The following is a 17,867-nucleotide window of genomic DNA, read 5'->3' on the forward strand; positions in this document are numbered from 1 at the left end:
CTTAAGTCCAACGACATTCAGCGCAGCGATTGTAGTGATCGCGCCGGGAAAACCAAAATCCCTGCCCGCCGCAAACAAAATGCGGTGACGCCGGGGCCTACTTGACTCACCTCCGAATCTCGCTAAACTTTACTTTAGCGTTCAAGTTTATTTGAATGAAAAGGAATGCGGATGAAGAAATATCGTTTCGAGCAGTACGCTGCCACCCGCCTGTACACGGGCGCCATTGCGTATTCGCCAGATGGCAAAACCCTGGCGCACGTCGCCAATACGACCGGGCAGTTCAACCTGTGGACGGTTCCGTCCGGCGGCGGCATGCCCTACCAGCTCACCGCCTACGCTGATAACACGGTCCGTGCCGTGACTTGGCACCCTGACGGGAAGTCGATCCTATTCACTGCCGACCAGAATGGCGACGAATTCCATCAGGTTTACCTGATGGGCGCGCGCGGTGGCACGCCGGAACAGATCACGAACGCGATGCAGGCGCAGCATTACATTGGCGACGCCTTCACGCCGGATGGCAAAATCATTGCCTATGCGGCGAACGAGCGCGAACCGCAGAACATGGAAACGGTGATTCATAATCTGGAGACGGGCGAGAAGACCTATCCGTTTGTCATGTCGCCCGGCGGCGAGTATGGCATCTACCCGGTCGGTTGGTCGCCCGATGGACGTTATCTGCTGGCGGGCAAAGGCTACAGCAACACGAATCAGCACAGCATCCTTTACGACCTGACCAACGGTGAAGTGATCAACGCCACCGAACACGAAGGCGAACTGATGCTGGTGCCGGTCGCGTGGGCCCCGGACAGCAGCGGCTTCTATCTGGTCAGCAACAAGGGGCGCGAGTTCTTAGGGCTGGCCTTCTATTCGCTGGCGGATCGGTCGTGGTCGTGGGTCGAAACGCCGGATTGGGATGTCGAAAACGTCGTCGTCTCGAAGAATGGGCGCGTGCTGATCTGGGCGGTCAACGAGGACGGCGCGTCGAAGTTTTACGGGCGCGACCTGACGACGGGTGCGGCGCTCACGCTGCCAGATTTGCCGCTCGGCGTGGTCGACAGCTTCGTCGTGTCGCCGGACGGCAGCAAACTGGCGCTGGTGTTCGCGCAGCCGACCGAAGCGACCAACCTCTACGAATTCGATCTGACGACGGGGCAGCTCACGGCGCTCGGTCAGAGCATGATCGGCGGCATCGATCCGGCGGACATGATCGTCCCGGAACTGGTGCACTATCCCACTTTCGACGGGCGCACCATCCCGACGTAGCTGTACCGCCCGCAGGGGGAAGGTCAGTTCCCGGTTGTGCTGTCGATTCACGGCGGCCCGGAAGCGCAGGAACGCGCCCGCTACAACTATAACGGCCTCTACCAGTATCTGCTGTCGCGCGGTTTCGGCGTGCTCGCGCCTAACATCCGCGGCTCGACGGGCTACGGCATCACCTACCAGAAGCTGATTCACCGGGATTGGGGTGGCGACGAACTCAAGGATATCGAACACGCGGCGATCTATTTGCGCTCGTTGGATTGGGTGGATAGCAACCGGATCGCCGTGTATGGCGGCAGCTTCGGTGGCTTCGCGACGCTCAGCGCCATCACCCGCTTGCCCGATTATTGGGCGCTGGCCGTCGACCTCGTCGGCCCGGCGAATCTGGTCACCTTTGCCAAGGCGGTCCCGCCGCACTGGCGCGCCACGATGAAAGAATGGGTGGGCGACCCCGAAGAGGACTTCGACATGCTCATGGCGCGCTCGCCCATCACTTACGTTGATCAGATCAAAGTGCCGCTGCTCGTGATTCAGGGCGCGAAAGATCCGCGCGTGGTCAAGGCGGAAAGCGATCAGATGGTCGAGCGCATCAAGCAGAACGGCGGCGATGTGCGCTACTTCGTCGACGAAAACGAAGGCCACGGTACGACGCGCCGCGAGAACACGATCAAGTGGTACCGGATGATTGTCGACTACATCGAGGAATACTTGCTCGACGAGCCATCCGCGACGTAGGGTTGCCCCTCTAGCGTTCGTAGGGACGCGATTTAGAGGGTGTTCATAAGTGGGCATTTGTCGGGACGCGGCATGCCGTGTCCCGACGGATCCTTCTCGAAGAATTCCCGTGTTCCATAGCTAAACACGAAAGACCTACCCTTTGTCTTCCTGTTCGGCTTGCGCGGCACGGGCGCGCACGACTTCCGGGGCGAGCTTCTCTAGGGGTTGGTCGCGCCGGATGATAAAGTGATCGAGATCGCGGGCGACATAGGTTTCGGGGAAATAGCGCCGCGCTTCTTCGATGATGGCCGATTCGCGGTAACGGCGTGAGACGTGATTCAAAATCAGCGATTTGACGCCCGTTTCGGCGGCGAGTTCGGCGGCCTGCCGCGCGGTCAGGTGACCGAAGTGCGACGCTTCCTCGGCTTCGCTGTGCAGGAAGGTCGATTCGATGACGAGCGTATCGGCGTCAGCCACGTAGTCGCGAATATTATCGGTGCGCCCCACATCGCCAATGTAAACCAGCTTGATGCCGCGTATCTGATCGCCGAGCACCATCTCCGGCGTGATCGTGCGGCCGTCGGCGAGCATGATGGTGTGTCCCGCGACCAACTGTCCACGCTCCGGTCCGGCAGGAATGCCGAGCGCTTCGGCTTTTTCCGCGAGGAACGGGCGGCGGCTCTTCTCCTGAAAGACGAAACCGAAGCAGCCCGCGCCCCGGTGCGTGACCGGGAAGGCGCTCACAGTAAAGTCCTTCGTGTTGAAGAATTCGCCCGTCTTCAACTCTTCCAGCTTGATCTCGATGTCAAGCCGCTCGTAATCCAGCACGACGCCGTAGAGCAGCGCATGCACGCGGGCGAGCGTCGGCTTGCCGCCGTAAATCTTCACCGACTCGATGCTCTCCCAGCGGGCGAATGTCGACATCAGCCCGCCGAGACCGAGGATATGGTCGAGGTGGGAGTGCGTGAGCAGAATGTGATTCAGCCGCTTGAAGCCGATGCCGCTGCGCAGAATCTGGCGCTGCGTGCCTTCCCCACAGTCGATGAGGAAGCGATGTTCGCCCGCGAGGATGGCTTGCGCCGTCAGTCCGCGCTGAATCGAAGGGGCCGAGGCGGATGTGCCGAGAAAGACGATTTCGAACATGCGTTATCTCACCTTACCACGCGCAGTTGACCGATGAATAGGCGCGTACCACGCGCTTGCTCGCCTTCAAACACGGCCAACCGCGTATCGGTGTTGTCTTCGTACGCGCCGACAGAAATGCCATACGTCCCCGCGCGCAGCGCAAAGGGGAGCTGGATGTAACTCACTTGCAGCCACACATCCCGCGCCGCCATGCGATCCGGGCGGATGCTGCGCGGGTCGGTCTGGGCGACCGGACGCGCGCCGGGATCACCGAGGATGTGCGTGAATAGGCGCAGATCGGCGGGCGGCGTGCCGTCGATTCGCCAATAGGTCAGAATCGGCACGAGATCGCCGGGGCGATACTCTTCCGCCCAGATCTGATCGTAGCCGAGGAACGTGACATTCCCACCCAAGCGGATCGGCGGCGCGGTGACGCGGTTCGCGCCGGGCGCTTCCGGCGCAAAGGCGACGGGCGCGGTCGTGGTGAACGCGCCGACGCGGTCGGCCAGTTGATCGGCCACATCGAGCAGGATGACAGACTGCGGCGGCAGATCCGCCGCTTCGACGAATGTCCCCTGATCGAGCCATTCGCGCAGATAGGGGTTAAAGGTGGTATAGCCGTCCGGGTCGAGGAAGATGAGGCGTTCGCCTTCCCCTGCGGAACTCAGGATGAGCGCCTCAGAACAGTCGGCGTAGCGCAGAGTCGTGCTCGGACGCTGGAGCATGAGCGCCAGCTTGAGCGGCGCTTCCAAGGCCAGCGCGGCGGTATTCGGGAACACAGCCCGCGTGCAAATCACCGTGGGGATGTCGTTAGGCGTGGTGTCGATGTAGTGCGCGATCTCGCCGATGCGGCTGTCATAGGCGGCACGCATTTCCGGCAGCGCCCGCCAGTTGATGAACAGGTCGCGAATCGTCCACTGCAGGTTAAAGAGCACGAGAACAACCAAGCCGACCGCGCCAATCCGGCGCCCCATGCGCGTGGGAAAACTGTGATACAGCGTGCTCACGCCCAAGCCAAACAGCAGCGCGAAGACGGGCAGCAGCCCGGCCAGCGTCGGGAATTCGGGCGTTTCACTGGCGACGAGCGCCAGCGGCCCCAGAAACAGCAGCGCCAGCAGAATCAGCACGAAGCGCGACTGCCGCCACGAGCGCAGGGCCACGATCAAGCCGATGACCAAAAATAGGCCGCTGACGAGATCGAGCAGCGGGCGGCCGGGCAAATTGTGCGTCGGGTACACATCGCCCTGAATGAACAGGCCGTTCAGGCCGTTGATGAACGAGGTCAGCACGCGCGGCGAGACTTCGAGCACGCGGCGCGCGCCTGCCAGTTCCGGCGACTGCAGGCTGGCGATCACATAGGGCGTGGCGAACACGATCATCACCACGACGGCGAACCACGTAAACGAAATCGTACGCCGCGTCATCGAACGGCCATTGAGCAGCATGTAGGCGATGAAGGCCATGCTCATGAGGACAATGACGAAGTTCAGCGGGTGGATGTAGAAACCGAGGCCGAGCAGAATGCCGAGCGCGGCAAAGGGCGTCGCCTTGGGTTCGCGGTAGGGTCGCTGACCATACACCGGGAGCGAGCGCGCCAGCGCCAGCAGCACCGCGGTGACGAACAGTGGTAAGAGCATGTCTGGCGTGATGCTGCGCGTGAGCAGGGTGTGCGCCATGTTGACGGCGAGCAGCGCCGTCGCGGCAACGCCGGCCAGCGTGCCGAATAGGCGTGTGCCGAGCGCGTACACGAGCGCCAGCGTGATCATGCCGATCCACACGGAAAAGATGCGGTAGCCGAGCAGCCCCGCGCCCGTCGCGCTGGTGCTGGCGGCCAGCAGCGTGCCGTAGCCGCTTTCGCGCCCCGCGCCGTCCACATCGTAAATCAGTTCAAGGCGCCCTTCGCGCACCGTCTCGGTGATGCGCAGGTTGAGAATTTCGTCCGCATTCAGGCCGGGAGGGAGCGTCGTTAAGTCCCACAAACGCAGAATCGCCGCAAACAGCAGAATGACGACGGTGATAGCGTAACTCAAGCGGTTGGACAAACGATCCCCCGATCTAGAGCGCGGTTGCCCACGCAGTCAAAGCCAGTACAAGCGCGCCGAGCAGCACATTGATCCATGTCAGGCGCACTTCGCGGTCATGCAGACGCGCGATCAGGGCGTCGTCCTGCTTGCCCTTCTGGGCCAGTAAACTCTGGCGGTCGAGCGTCGGCGTGATGCCCCACTGAATGAGGCCGCCCGCGATCAACATGCCGCCGATCACGACGTGCTTAAAGAGAATCACGAGGCTCCACGTGTTGGTGAATTGTAGCACACCGTCATAGTTCGGGTCGCCGACCATCTGCGTCAGACCGGTGAAGATGAGCACGACGAGACTGAAGTTGGTCAGCGGGAGAAAGCGCTTACGGATGCGCGCCCGCAGCGCATCCGGCAGGAGCGCGCCTTCCGGGAAGATGAGCAGCACATACACGGCCAGCCCACCCAACCACACGACCGTGGCGATCAGATGAAAGAAATAACTAACTGCAAGGATAGACGGGGACAAGACCAAGAGCCTCCGGGCTGCTGGGATCGCGCGCGGGTAAAACGCGGTCACCGCAGTACTTCGCCATATTCGCCAAATCGATATATGACGGTCGAGTATACCCGGTTGGCGTGGTGATCGCCCACCACCATTCTTCGTCGTTTTCCGTCCAGTCCGGCGCGGCGATATAGATCGTGCTCATCAGGCCAACCCACGGACGCCAATGTTCGGCGGCATATTGGTAGGCGGCGACCAGATTGCGCGCCTGCGTCGGCTCATCGACGGCGAACCACTGGTAATCAGGATTCTGCTGATCGGTCGTCCAGCCCGTTTCGAGGATGGCGACCTGCCGCGCGGCGTCACCATTGGCGACCATCAGGCGGCGCAGGTCTTCGATGCGGCGGAAGGTGAAAAAGCGGTGCCCGCCCGCGCCCGCGGCGGGATCGGTTTCCGGCGCGGAGAAACCGGGGGCGTGCATGCCGACCACGTCGACGTACTGCTGAAAGCCCGCGTCGTACATGGCTTGCAGATAGACATCGTCGGGGTGCGCGTTGGCGTCGTAGTTGCCCGTCGGCGCGAGTCCCGCCGAAATCAGAATCGCGTCGGGATCGGCGAGGCGAATGGCGATACTACACGCTCTGAGTAGCGCGACGTAACCCGCGGCATTGGGCGTCTGATTGCCCCACTCCCGCGCAAGATTCGGCTCGTTCCAGATTTGATACGCGTCGATGCGTCCGCGAAAGCGCGCGGCCAAGGTGCCACAGTAGCGCCCGAACAGGGCGCTATCGTCCGGCGGCGCATCGACAAAATCACCCGTCAGGCCGGGGTGAGTCCAATCGGGTGCGTCGCTCAGGCGGGCGACGATGCGCAAACGCTTGGCTTCCAGCTCACCCACCAGTTGATCGGCGCGGTCAAAGTGGAATTCGTTCGGCGCGAGTTCGATATCCTCCCACGCGAAGGTCTGCTTGACGTGGCTGAAGGCCATCAACTGAACCCAGTCCATGTCGCGCCCCGCAAAGCCGTGATCCCACCACAGAAATGCCTGAATGCTGTAGGTCAGCGAGGCGAACGGCGGGTCGGTCACGGCGAAGCCCATGAAGGCGTCGGTCGACGACAGCGGCACGGTGAGCAGCAGCAGACACGCGGCGAGGAGAAGTAGAAACCTCACCCCTGTTTCCCCTCTCCTAAAGGAGAGGGGACGACTCTGACTCGCCCTCTCCTTTAGGAGAGGGGGTTGGGGGGGGAGGTTAGTTTTCTTGCGTAGAAATGACAGGGGCGCAGCACGCTGCGCCCCTACTGGCATCGATGAATGCATAGTGTCCTTATTGAAACTGCGCTTCGTATTCGCGATTCCAGTCGCGCACGGCGTCGAACACGGGGCGGAACACGAAGTTCGGCCCGATGATCGAATACGGCACGTTGTCGTTATCGCTCGCCCAACCCGCTTGCGCCCCGTAGTTGAGATTCCACAGGAAGGCCAACTGGACGAAGTCGGACTGCTCCATAAACTCAATGGCCTGAAGGGTGAAGTCGCGCTGTTCTTCGAGCGAGTTATCGTTGGCGAAGCCGAAGCCTTCCGGCACGCCATCCAGCCCTTCTGCGGACGGCCAGCCGAATTCCGTCACGCACAAGCGCTGATCGCCGCCCGCCAGCGCGATTTTATCGGCGTAGGTCTGCAGCGTGGAGCGGAAGCTCCAACTGTGGTGCGGGTTATCAAACGGGCCGCGGAAGGTCGCGCTCGGGTCGTTGGGCGCGGCATCCCATGTGTACTGCGGGCTGAGGTTGTAGCCGTTGTGGTGCGCGCCGACGCAGTCCGCGTAGTTGAGCAGCCCCGCCGCAATCAGTTGATCCATGTAGACAAAGTCGTCCCACGCGCGCACACCGTCGCTCAGGCCGGTCGGCGAGAGCGCGCCGCTGACGACGATCACGCCGGGATCAACCGCTTTGATGGCCTGCGCCGTGACGCGCAGCAGTTCAACGTAGTTGGCCGCGCTCAAACCGCGGGTCGAGGTCCATTCGCGGTCGAGATTCATCTCGTTCCACACCTCGACGGCATGCACCATATTCGGGTAGCGTTCGAGGATGTCGGCCACGAACTGCGCGTATTCGTTGGGGTCGGCGGGCGGGCCGTGCGCATCGAGATTCGCGCCCGGTTCGCGTGCCCACGCGGGCGCAGTCACGACCGAGATCAGCACTTTGACGCCCTGCGCCTGCGCGGCGGGGAGGTACGTGTCGAGGTAGAACCAGTCATACACGTCTTTTTCCGCTTCAATGTCTTCCCAGCGCACCTGCATCTTGACCCAATCCATGCTGAGCTGATTCGCCGCCACGTCCATCCAGCCGGCCATATTGTCGTAGCTCACCTGCACCTGCACGCCCATCTGGAAGCGCTGCACATCGACCGGGAGCGGCGTCGCCGGGAGACTGGTTGGCTCCGGCGCGGCGGGACTCGCCGCCTGCGCGCCCGCTTCAGGCTGAGCGGTCGCGCCACCACGGGGCGTGACCGTCGGCAAAACGTAATCGGTCGGCGTCGGCTGGGATTGCACGGTCGCCGTCGCGGTCGCCGCCACCTGCGCGACCTCAGTCGCCGCTTCCGTGGGCAGCGCCGCGCTGCTGCGCAGATCGCCGCCGCCGGGGTTGATCGACGGGTAAGTCATGTACACGGCAATGAACGTCACCGCACCGATCACCACCGTCAGCCCGATCCAGATCAGGACGAAATTCCGCACCTGTCGGCGAAACGCCGCTCGTGTCATTGCTGCCATTCGTTGTCTCCTTCGTCAAGCTGATAGCTGTTAGCTATGAGCAATGAGCCGTTAGCTTTTAACCTCACCCGCAAGAAAACGGACAACGCCCGCGTTGTATCTAGGCGTACGCATGTTGGTAGGGGCAAGGCGCGCCTTGCCCCTCCACGAAAGCCATCACCGTGCCCGACTCACCGCGCCGCCGCCATCGCATCACACGCGGGACACCCGCCACCGGGACGAATCATCGCGTACCCGGCCATCGGGTCCGCGCCGTAATTGCTGAAATCGACATTCCAGATGATCATCAGGCGGACTTTGCCGCTCTGCGAAGCCAAGGCCGCCGCTTCCGCCAGCCATGCGGCCTGCTGCGCCACCGTCACATTCGACGCCCAGCCGAAATACGGATCGAGCGGCGGGTAGCCTTCCGGCGTCAGGTAGCCCAACTCGGTGAAGCAGATCGGGCGCGCGCCGCCAATGGCGTTCCAATACGTGTCGAGCATGCCGAAGAAATAGCGCGTGTAGTAGCCATCGCGCGGGTCGCCGTTGCGCGCTGAGGGCGGGACGATGCCTTCGTTGTAGTGCGCGCCGAGGCAGTCCATGTAGTTGGCCGCGCCCGCCGCCACCATATCGCGGACGAAGCGATCATCATTGACCACACGCCCCGGATACGCCGCTTCCGCCCCGGTGGGCGCGGGAGCGGCACTGATGACCATCACGCCGCCGTTCGCACCCTTGATCGCCTGATAGGCGAGACGCAGCATTTCAGTATAGGTCGCGCCGCTGATCTGCCCTTCCGGCCATTCGCGGTCGATGTTCGGCTCGTTCCACACTTCGATGGCGTCCGGTCCCTGCGAGGCGACGCCGCCGAGGAACGACGCAAACTGCTGCATGTAGCCGGAACCGCCCGCCGCGAGATCCGCCGGGTAGCCGACCACGCCGAGCAGAATCTTGAAGCCGCGCCCGTGCGCCTCGCTGATGTACTGCGAGGCCACGCCCGGATCGGTGCCGGGGCTGTAGCGGAGCTGCACTTTCATCCACGTCATGCCCGCGCGCTGCATGGCACCGCTCGCGCCTGTGCCCGTCCCGGTGACGTGACCGCCATACTCAAAGTTGCCGACGACGATGCTGCCCGCGCCCGGCGCAACCGCCCCTTGACCACCGCCGCCCGGCTGCGCCACCGGGGCGACCGGCTGCACAATCGGCGCGACCGTCGGCGCGGGGGTCGGCGTGGGCGTCGACGTCGGCAGCGGCGTCGGCGTGAGCGTGGGCGCGAAGACCGCGACAGCTGCGCCACCGCGCGCCGCATTGCTGGAGTCACCGCCGACGACTTCGACGTTGATCGCGTAGTTGCCATCGGGCGCGGCGATGGTGGCGACGAGTTCGTCGTTCAAACCTGTCTGCACCGTGTCGAGCACCGTGCCGTCCGCGCCTTGAATCGTCCAACGCAGCGCCAGTTCACTCGCGCCCGGCATATCCGGCAGGCCGAGCTTGTAGTCGAGAATCGTCTGGGCCACGCCGCCCGCTACGCCACCGCCGAGCAAATCGGCGAAGGCGACGCCACCGAGCGCGAAGGGCACAGTTTTATCCATGCGATAGCGTAGGGCTTCCGGCGTCGTCAGCCACATGCGCGCGACCGGATTGCCGCTCTCATCCATGTATTCGATGAACGTCCCGGCGATGCTCGCTTCCGTGCCCGCCGCGACATTGTAGCCATCCAACCGCGCCATGATCAGCGCGCCGGGGTCAATTGTCCCGGTTTCGCTGGTCTGCGCTTCGACCGCCACGTCGCCGAGGGCGGAGAGCGCCTCGCCGAAGCCAATCGGCGCGAACGTGCCATTCGTCTCGCGCTGAGAGAGCGCCGACAGACCGATCAGCATTTTGTCGCGGCTGACTTCACCGACCCCCCAGCGGAGCATAGCTTCCACCAAGCGATCTGACCCGGTTTCGAAAGCGCGCGGATCGCTCGGCAGGTTGATCTGCACGAAATCCGCCGCACTGCCGATAGCGCGCCAATCGTACGCGCCCGTTTCCCATTCCCCGCCGACGTTCTCCGCCGCCGGGACGCTCACAATCAGCAGCAGACCAACCTGATCGAGGCGCGCGCCGAGATCGGTGACGAACTGGCTGAAGTTGGCGCGCATGTCCGCGGGCAAATCGCGGTAATCGATCAGCACGCCGTCGTAGCCCGCACCCGCAAACGCCGCCACTTGCAGCGCATGTTCGGCGCGCAGCGTGTTGTTCGCGAGGATGGCGCTGACCGTCTGCGGGTCGGTCGCCAGCGGATCGACATAGTTGCGGACAGCGGGCGTGACCAGATAGCCCGCGTTCAGGTCAAAACCGGCGCCCAATGCGCCGACGAGCTTGCCATCCAGCGCGGGCTGCAAACCTGCCGGCGCGACAAACGTCGCCAACTGCGCGCTGTCGCTGGAGAGCACCTGCGTCACGTCATAGCTGAGCAGCACACGCGGCTGATCGGGCGGGGCGGCCTGAAACAGCGCCACATGTTCCGGCACCGTGGCGACCGTGGTCACGAGTGCCCCACCGATCTCCTGCGCGGGAATGAAGCGCCACGTATTGCTGTTAGTGTCCCACGTGTACAAGTCCAGCACATCGGTGTCGACACCCGAGGGGATGGTCAGACTCAACGTGACTTCGTCGGGCGCGGCCCCGGTCGTCTTGATGCTGTAAACGCTGCTTTGAATGGCCAGTGTCGGCGGCGCGGCGGCCAGCGCGTCGGGAATCCACGCGCCCGCCGTCGTATCGCCCGCCAAAAAGCTGGTCATGGGAACGCTTTGCACATCCACGCCGAAGTTCTGGCCGAAATCCTCACCATAGACGGCGAGGGTTAGTTCGCCTTCGGCAACCGCGTTGGCTTCCGCGCTCAACATGGCGTAATTCGTGCCGCGCAGTCGATCCGCCAGATTGAACGGGGGCAGCAGCAGGCCAGCCGCGATCAACGCGCCCGCGACGAGCACCGTCGCGCAGCCCGTGATCCAGCAGCCGAAGCCGCCCCGGCGCGGAGCGGGATTGACTGGCATTTCCTCATTGAGCATCGGTTGAACGTCCAATGCGTCGTCCTTTCACTTAACTGCCGAGAGCGTCACAGGCCGGGCAAGACCCGTCCGGACGCACTATCGCCCAACCCGCCATCGGGTCCGGGCTGTAGTTGGTGAAGTCCACATTCCAGATGATGAGCATGCGCACCAACCCGCTGTTCGCCGCCAGTGCCACGGCTTGATCCAGCCATGCCGCCTGATTCGCCAGCGTGACATGGTTCGCCCAGCCAAACGAGCCGGGGAGCGGCGGCAGACCTTCCGAGGTCAGGTAGCCGAATTCGGTGAAGCACAGCGGACGTGAGCGGCCAAACACCGCCACGTAGGTGTTGATCATGCCCCAGAAATAGCGGGTGTAGTACGTGCTGTTGCCGCGGGGGTCGCCGCTGGTCGCATCGGGCGCGACAACACCTTCGTTATAGTGGATGCCGATGCAGTCCATGTAGTTGAGCGCGCCCGCCGCCCGCATCCCTTCGATGTAGCGGTTGTCGTCGCACCCGTCGAGGCTGCACCCGCCAAAGAAGCCGGTCGGCGCGGGCGCGGCGCTGATCACCATCGTGTTGGGGTTGGCGGCTTTGATGGCATTGTAGGCGCGGCGCAGCAGATCCGTGTAGCTCTGCGCGCTGATCGCGCCGATCTGCCATTCGGCTTGAATGTTCGGCTCGTTCCACACTTCGATGGCATCCGCGCCGAGCGCAGCTGCTTGGGCAACCCAGTCGATGTACTGGTCGATGTAACCGGGGTTCGTCACCTGACTCGCCGGGCCGAGCATCCCGAACAGAATGCGGAAGCCGTTGGCATGCGCCTGCGCGATCCACGGCGCAGGGTCTTGGAAGTCGCGGAGCTGGCGCTTAACCCACGTCATGCCCGCGCGGTGCATCTGGTTGATGGCGTTCGCGCCCATGCCGTCGACGTGCCCGCCGAGGTTGAAGCCGCGCACATTGGTCGGCGGCAGGTTGGCGGGCGGCGCGACCGCGCCCGGGACTTCGGTCGGCGCGGCGGCGGGCGGAACTTCCGCGGGCGGGTTCGCCGCGGCGGGTGCCGGGAGCGTAAACGGATCTTCGAGCAGCACTGGACGCAGCGCGGCGGCGGCGTCCGCCGTCATGTTAAGGTTGGCGGAGAGCATCCAGCCGATATCGCCCGTGGACGCGATGCCGCGCACCCACGCCCCACTGAAGGCCTGACCATCAAGCCGCACGGCGGTGCCAGTCGGCAGGGTGGTGATGCGGCGCCATTCCGTGCCGGGGCCGCTGCGCAGCGACACATTCGTCGTCGTGACAGTGTCAAAACCTTGATCTTGAGCGTAGACGGTGACAGACAGGAGGAGAAGAACGAGTAACAAACCAATACGGACAGTCTTTAGAGGCTGCATATTATCTCTCAACTATGGTCAACCCCACAGCTAAATTTAGGCGTGAGCGTCTCCCTCCGAACACAGGTCGCCATAAGCGAATCGGCGGCATTGTAGCAAAATAGCGATTATTTACGCAAATCACTTCACACAGCGTAGGGAAATCGTTAGACTAATGAGCAGGCAGCATTGAGCGTTTAGCCTTTAGCGATTAGCCCAAACAAACCTCCTTCTACTGCAAACTTGTGCCGAGCGGACAGCTTCCACACGCTGATCGGGAGTGAGGGAAACCTGAAAGACCATGACTGACACACTTCTGCTTGACCAGCCGCTGCCCGGCGTCCATGTTATCACGTTTAACCGTCCACAAGCGCACAACGCGCTCGATGTGGCGACGATGCAGGCCTTTGCCGCGCAGATCAGCGCCTGTGCGACAAAAGCCGACCTGCGTGCGTTAATTCTGACAGGCGCAGGCACCGCTGCCTTTTGCAGCGGTGCGGATCTGGTCGATATGAGCACGCGCCCCACCGCGACCGACGCGCTGGAGATGATCACGATCATGGGCGATGCGCTGCGCGCGCTGGAACGTTTGCCCATCCCGGTGATCGCCGCGGTCAACGGTTACGCGCTTGGCGGCGGCAGCGAGATCGCGCTGGCGTGCGATCTGCGCGTGGTGGATGAAACCGCGCGCTTTGGCTTCGTGCAGATCAAGCGCGGCGTTGTCCCCGGCTGGGGCGGCGGGCAGCGGTTGCTGCGGCTCGTCGGCTATCCGCGGGCACTGGAGTGGCTGGTGCGTGGGCAGGCGCTCAAAGCGCCGGAACTGCTCGCCGCGGGGCTGGCGAACCGCGTCGCTCCGGCGGGGCAAGCGCTCAGTGCGGCGCTGGAACTGGCGGGCGAGATCGCCGCGCAGGATGCCGACGCCGTCCGCGCCCTGAAAACCCTCCTGCAAGCGGGGCTGAATCAGCCCTATGAAACGGCGCTCATGACGGAGCGATCACTTTTTCCGCCCCTGTGGGAAGGTGAAACACAGGTGCGCACCCTTCAAGCATTTCTGAACAAACGGACATAACTGATGGCTGGCTTTTACTCGACGATCTCTTATCTGTACGACTCGGAACACGCGGATAAGACGGAAGATTTATCGTTGTACAGCGAATTGGCGGCGGACAGCGGCGACCCGATCCTGATCATTGGCAGCGGCACGGGGCGCGTGGCGCTCTTCCTCGCCGACGAGGGGTATACGGTGCACGGCGTCGAAATTGACGCGCAGATGCTCGAAAAGGCGCAGCAAAAGCTGGAAGGTTCGCCGCACCTCGCCGGACGTGTGACTTTTCATCAGGGCGACGCGCTCAAAGTCCAGCTCGATACGCAGTACAAGCTGGTGGTCATCCCCTACAACACCTTCATGCATTTCCACTCGCAGGAAGCGCATCTCGGTCTGCTCAAGCGCATTCAGGGCTGGCTCGCGCCGGGCGGCATGCTCGTCATCGACCTGCCGAACGCGGGCGAAGCTTTCGCCGGGGCAGACAGCGAAGCGCTGACGCTGGAACGCACCTTCACCGACGAAGAGACGGGCAACCTGATCATGCAGCAATCGGTCAGCCGGTTGGATCGCGTCGAGCAGTTGATGTACGTCACATGGATTTACGACGAGATTTCGAGCGATAACCTGCTCTATCGCACGGTCGCGCCGACTATCGTCCGCTACTTCTTCCTGTCAGAGATGCGGCTCCTGCTGACCGCGGCGGGTTTGACGCTGGACGAAGTCTACGGCGATTTCGACAGCAGTCCGTTCGTGGACGGCGCGCCGCGCATGATCGTCGTCGCACGGAACGAATAGAGTCCTGTACAATAGCGGCGGTTATGGAAGTGTTGGGCTAGCGCTCATGGCGCGCAGAGCGCGCCCGGGCGGCCCGCCCCCCCCCCCCCCCCCCCCCCCCCCCGGGGGGGGGGGGGGGGGGGGGGGGGGGGGGGGGGGGGGGGCCCCCCGCCCCGCGGCCCCCCCCCCCCCCCCCCCCCCCCCCCACCCCCCCCGCCCGGCCGGCCGGGGGGGGGGGACATCCGACTGAACGGAAGCAGGATATATGCTACGTAAACTCATGCTGATCGCGGCGCTGCTGTTAGCCGCCTGCGACAATCTCACGCCGACGCTGGAACCCACGCGCACACTCTCCGCGCCTACGCTGGCGTCCAGCCCGGTCGTGCGGCCCTTCGCGCCGGAACGCGAACCGACTGCCCTGCTCAACGCAGGCGTCAATGACCCGACTGCCGCGGCGCTCCCCCGTGACTCCGAACTGCCGCCGCTCCCCGAAGGTACTATCGCCCCCGGCGAAAGCCGCCAACCGATCACCGTGACCGCGCCGGATGGGACGGTGCTCGAAGGCGACCTGTATTCGGCGGCGGTGCTGGAACGCCCACCGGGTATCCTCATGCTGGCACCCGAGCGCAGCGCGTGGCTCGACCTGCCGCTGCGCTTGCAGGCGCAGGGTTTCACCGTGCTGGCGATCAACAGCCGCGGCGCGGGACAAAGCAACCTCGCGACGGGCGATTTCGCCGCGATGCTGAATGCCTTGAGCCAATTGGTTGATCCGGGGCGCTTGGCAGTGATCGGCGCGGACAGCGGCGCGGATGAAGGCTTGGCCGGATGCGCGACCGATGACCTATGCGACGCGCTGGCCGTGCTCAGCCCGCTCGACCAGACGCTCACGAGCAGCGCGATTCTGCGTTACAACCCACGTCCGCTGTTCATCGCGGCGGGCACGGGCGATGCCGCCTTCAGCGTAGCCCAAAACCTCAACGCAGCGGCGCGCGGCACAGTCCAGTTCCAGCAAATCGAGTCGGCGGCGCGCGGGGCGGCGCTTTTGCAGGCGCAGCCCGCACTCGGCGACGCGCTCATCGATTGGGTACAGGCACAGTTTCCGTAAAGGGGTGGTTCGTAGGTACGCGATTCAAAGCGTGCCGAAAAAGCGCACAGTTATCGCAATGAGCGAGGTTTTTGTAGGGACAAGGCATGCCTTGTCCTCTGAACCCTTCTGCAGAAAATGAGGACGAGGCATGCCTCGTCCCTACGATAGTCCCAGCACAGCGTTTGAATCGCATCTACCCTTTCAGACCCCACCCCCGACCCCTCCCCGAATTCAGGGAGGGGAGCCAACATCACGCGCAACGTCTCTCCTCTCCCCGTTTACGTGGGAGAGGGACGGCTGGCGCAGCCAGCAGGGTGAGGGGTGTCACAAAATGCCTTTTTAGTAACCTTCTGGCCTAATCCTCTACTCCAACGCCAACGCCTTACGCCCGGCCTCTTTGAGCGCTTCGATCACGAGGCGATAGGGGCGCGGGCCGTAGCTGATGCGCGCGACGCCCAATTCGGCGAGCTGGCGCGGCGCGGGCGCATACGGCAGGAACATGATGTTCACCGGCAGCGGCGACTCCGCGCACAGCCGCTCAATGCGGGCGGCATCCGCGAGACCGGGCGCGAAGAACCCGCTGCCGCCCGCCTCGGCATAAGCGTGGGCGCGGCGGATCGCCGCCTCTAAATGCGCCTCGCTGTGCTGTTCCGGTGGCGCTTGCAGGAAGATGTCGGTGCGCGCGTTGATGAACAGCGGCACGCCAAGCTGATCGGCGGCCTGCCGGAGCGCGGCGATGCGCGTCACCTGTTCTTCAACGCTGTAGAGACCTTCCCCGCCGACGATCTGATCTTCAAAGTTGATGCCAATCGCCCCGGCTTCAATGATCTGCGTGATGTTGGCTTGCAGATCAGCGGGCTGGCGCGCATAGCCGCCTTCGAAATCGAGCGAGACGGGCAGCGTCACACAGGCGACGATGCGGCGCAGGTTCGCCAGCAGCGTATCGAGCGGTATGGATTCGGCGTCGACATAGCCGTCCGCTGCGGCGACTGACCAGCTCCCGGTCGCCAGCGCCTTCGCGCCAATCGACTCGACGGCTTTGGCGCTCCCCGCGTCCCACACGTTGAACAGCACCAGCGGATCGCCTTTGACATGCAGACGAGCGAAAAGTTGGGCGCGTTCGCTTTGATTCACCGTAGATTCTCCTGTTCATGATTGAGTAACCAGCGTTTGCGGGGCAGGCCGCCGCCATAACCTGTGAGAGCGCCGTCCGCGCCGATCACGCGATGGCAGGGCACGATGATCGCTAACGGGTTCGCGCCGTTGGCGCTGCCGACTGCTCGCACCGCGGTTGGTTTAGCTATATGGGCAGCAATGGCGCTGTATGTGACGGTTTCCCCGTAGGGAATGGTTTGCAGCGCGCTCCAGACGGTCATCTGAAACGGTGATCCGATCTGGCGGATGGGTGTGGAGAAACCACGGAGTTGCCCCGCGAAGTAGGCGCGCAGTTCGGCTTCAATGCTGCGCAGCGGCGCGGTGCTGCCGGGGACGAGTGCCGCGCCGGTTTTGCGCCGCAGCCACGCGATCTCGCGTTCGAGGCGGCGGCGGTGGGCGAATTCCAGTAGAAGCAGGTGTTCTTCATCGCCAACGGCGAGCATCAGGCCAAGGCGCGTTTCAAACCAGTGGGTATACAGCAGACAGCGGGCCGCGGCCCCAGTGGGCGGCGCACCGATGAGGCGCGCGAATGCGTCGCGAAAGCCGCTGCCAGACTCGTAGCCAGAGGCGATTTGCGCGTCGATCACGGCTGCGCCCGCCTGCAACTGAACCACGGCCAAGCCCATGCGCCGCGCCCGCACGTATTCGGCGAACGTCAGGCCGAAGCGCCGTTTGAAGTGGCGGCGCACGGTCGAGGCGTCGGTATGGAACGGCTGGAAATCGGCGGCACGCCACTTGCGCTCGGGCTCCGCGTCGACCGCGTCGATTAACTGCTGGACGAAGGCGGGCGTCTCGGTCTCCAACGGATGGCAGCGTTTGCACGGGCGAAAACCCGCGTCCAGCGCCGCCTGAGTCGAAGGGTAGAACTGGCAGTGCTCAAACTTGGGTTTGCGCGCGGTACAAGTGACGCGGCAAAACACCCCGGTGGTGGTTACGCCAACGTAGAACACGCCGTCATAGTCGGCATTTTTGTCCAGCAAAGCCTGATAGTATTCTTCGGGCAAACCCAGCATAACCTACCCCC

At 63.6% G+C, this 17,867-nt stretch carries 14 protein-coding genes; 5 read left to right on the plus strand and 9 right to left on the minus strand.

Going from position 1 to position 17,867, the window contains the following annotated elements; all coding sequences use genetic code 11:
• Nucleotides 1-171: 171 nt before the first annotated feature.
• Nucleotides 172-1,269 (plus strand): hypothetical protein, encoded by a 1,098-nt coding sequence (locus tag IPK17_RS12640; protein WP_343418049.1) that lies wholly within the window; start codon nucleotides 172-174, stop codon nucleotides 1,267-1,269.
• Nucleotides 1,270-2,001, plus strand: coding sequence for an alpha/beta hydrolase family protein (locus IPK17_RS12645; protein ID WP_343418261.1), 732 nt, complete (start codon nucleotides 1,270-1,272; stop codon nucleotides 1,999-2,001).
• A 135-nt stretch (nucleotides 2,002-2,136) separates the two neighbouring features.
• On the opposite strand, the gene IPK17_RS12650 is transcribed toward IPK17_RS12645, so the two are convergent.
• The 7 genes from IPK17_RS12650 to IPK17_RS12680 form a co-directional block, all read right to left on the minus strand.
• Nucleotides 2,137-3,126: a ribonuclease Z gene (locus IPK17_RS12650; RefSeq protein ID WP_343418050.1), complete on the minus strand. Its 990-nt coding sequence runs from the start codon at nucleotides 3,124-3,126 to the stop codon at nucleotides 2,137-2,139.
• A gap of 8 nt (nucleotides 3,127-3,134) precedes the next feature.
• The gene (locus tag IPK17_RS12655; RefSeq protein WP_343418051.1) at nucleotides 3,135-5,150 is read right to left on the minus strand and encodes an ArnT family glycosyltransferase; all 2,016 of its coding nucleotides are present in this window, start codon (nucleotides 5,148-5,150) and stop codon (nucleotides 3,135-3,137) included.
• Nucleotides 5,151-5,163: 13 nt separating this feature from the next.
• Complete coding sequence (locus IPK17_RS12660; RefSeq protein ID WP_343418052.1) at nucleotides 5,164-5,652, minus strand: CopD family protein; 489 nt, start codon at nucleotides 5,650-5,652, stop codon at nucleotides 5,164-5,166.
• Nucleotides 5,627-6,799 carry a hypothetical protein gene (locus IPK17_RS12665; RefSeq protein ID WP_343418053.1) on the minus strand — a complete coding sequence of 391 codons (1,173 nt, stop codon included), beginning with the start codon at nucleotides 6,797-6,799 and terminating at the stop codon, nucleotides 5,627-5,629. The genes IPK17_RS12660 and IPK17_RS12665 overlap by 26 nt, the downstream gene beginning before the upstream one ends.
• Before the next feature lie 154 nt (nucleotides 6,800-6,953).
• On the minus strand, nucleotides 6,954-8,396 hold the full coding sequence (locus IPK17_RS12670) for a hypothetical protein (RefSeq protein WP_343418054.1): 1,443 nt from the start codon (nucleotides 8,394-8,396) through the stop codon (nucleotides 6,954-6,956).
• Between the two features lie 170 nt (nucleotides 8,397-8,566).
• Nucleotides 8,567-11,446 (minus strand): glycoside hydrolase family 18 protein, encoded by a 2,880-nt coding sequence (locus tag IPK17_RS12675; RefSeq protein WP_343418055.1) that lies wholly within the window; start codon nucleotides 11,444-11,446, stop codon nucleotides 8,567-8,569.
• A 16-nt stretch (nucleotides 11,447-11,462) separates the two neighbouring features.
• Nucleotides 11,463-12,803, minus strand: a complete 1,341-nt coding sequence (locus IPK17_RS12680) for a hypothetical protein (protein ID WP_343418056.1) — start codon at nucleotides 12,801-12,803, stop codon at nucleotides 11,463-11,465.
• Nucleotides 12,804-13,083: 280 nt separating this feature from the next.
• Here IPK17_RS12680 and IPK17_RS12685 point away from each other — a divergent pair, with 280 nt between their 5' ends.
• The 3 genes from IPK17_RS12685 (at nucleotide 13,084) to IPK17_RS12695 (ending at nucleotide 15,706) form a co-directional block, all read left to right on the plus strand.
• Nucleotides 13,084-13,851: an enoyl-CoA hydratase/isomerase family protein gene (locus tag IPK17_RS12685; protein WP_343418057.1), complete on the plus strand. Its 768-nt coding sequence runs from the start codon at nucleotides 13,084-13,086 to the stop codon at nucleotides 13,849-13,851.
• A 3-nt stretch (nucleotides 13,852-13,854) separates the two neighbouring features.
• Nucleotides 13,855-14,622: a class I SAM-dependent methyltransferase gene (locus IPK17_RS12690; RefSeq protein ID WP_343418058.1), complete on the plus strand. Its 768-nt coding sequence runs from the start codon at nucleotides 13,855-13,857 to the stop codon at nucleotides 14,620-14,622.
• Nucleotides 14,623-14,866: 244 nt separating this feature from the next.
• The gene (locus tag IPK17_RS12695; RefSeq protein WP_343418059.1) at nucleotides 14,867-15,706 is read left to right on the plus strand and encodes an alpha/beta hydrolase family protein; all 840 of its coding nucleotides are present in this window, start codon (nucleotides 14,867-14,869) and stop codon (nucleotides 15,704-15,706) included.
• Between the two features lie 345 nt (nucleotides 15,707-16,051).
• Here the strand turns inward: IPK17_RS12695 and IPK17_RS12700 are convergent, their stop codons facing one another.
• Nucleotides 16,052-16,822, minus strand: coding sequence for an isocitrate lyase/PEP mutase family protein (locus IPK17_RS12700; RefSeq protein WP_343418060.1), 771 nt, complete (start codon nucleotides 16,820-16,822; stop codon nucleotides 16,052-16,054).
• Nucleotides 16,819-17,856, minus strand: coding sequence for a bifunctional transcriptional activator/DNA repair enzyme AdaA (locus IPK17_RS12705; RefSeq protein WP_343418061.1), 1,038 nt, complete (start codon nucleotides 17,854-17,856; stop codon nucleotides 16,819-16,821). The genes IPK17_RS12700 and IPK17_RS12705 overlap by 4 nt, the downstream gene beginning before the upstream one ends.
• Between the last annotated feature and the right edge of the window lie 11 nt (nucleotides 17,857-17,867).

Source organism: Candidatus Flexifilum breve (assembly GCF_016713355.1).

Excerpts from the sequence above, each read along its gene's own strand:
- IPK17_RS12695 (WP_343418059.1), top strand. The coding sequence starts at position 14,867 with ATGCTACGTAAACTCATGCTGATCGCGGCGCTGCTGTTAGCCGCCTGC.
- IPK17_RS12705 (WP_343418061.1), bottom strand. The coding sequence starts at position 17,856 with ATGCTGGGTTTGCCCGAAGAATACTATCAGGCTTTGCTGGACAAAAAT.
- IPK17_RS12640 (WP_343418049.1), top strand. The coding sequence starts at position 172 with ATGAAGAAATATCGTTTCGAGCAGTACGCTGCCACCCGCCTGTACACG.
- IPK17_RS12670 (WP_343418054.1), bottom strand. The coding sequence starts at position 8,396 with ATGGCAGCAATGACACGAGCGGCGTTTCGCCGACAGGTGCGGAATTTC.
- IPK17_RS12650 (WP_343418050.1), bottom strand. The coding sequence starts at position 3,126 with ATGTTCGAAATCGTCTTTCTCGGCACATCCGCCTCGGCCCCTTCGATT.
- IPK17_RS12690 (WP_343418058.1), top strand. The coding sequence starts at position 13,855 with ATGGCTGGCTTTTACTCGACGATCTCTTATCTGTACGACTCGGAACAC.
- IPK17_RS12685 (WP_343418057.1), top strand. The coding sequence starts at position 13,084 with ATGACTGACACACTTCTGCTTGACCAGCCGCTGCCCGGCGTCCATGTT.
- IPK17_RS12680 (WP_343418056.1), bottom strand. The coding sequence starts at position 12,803 with ATGCAGCCTCTAAAGACTGTCCGTATTGGTTTGTTACTCGTTCTTCTC.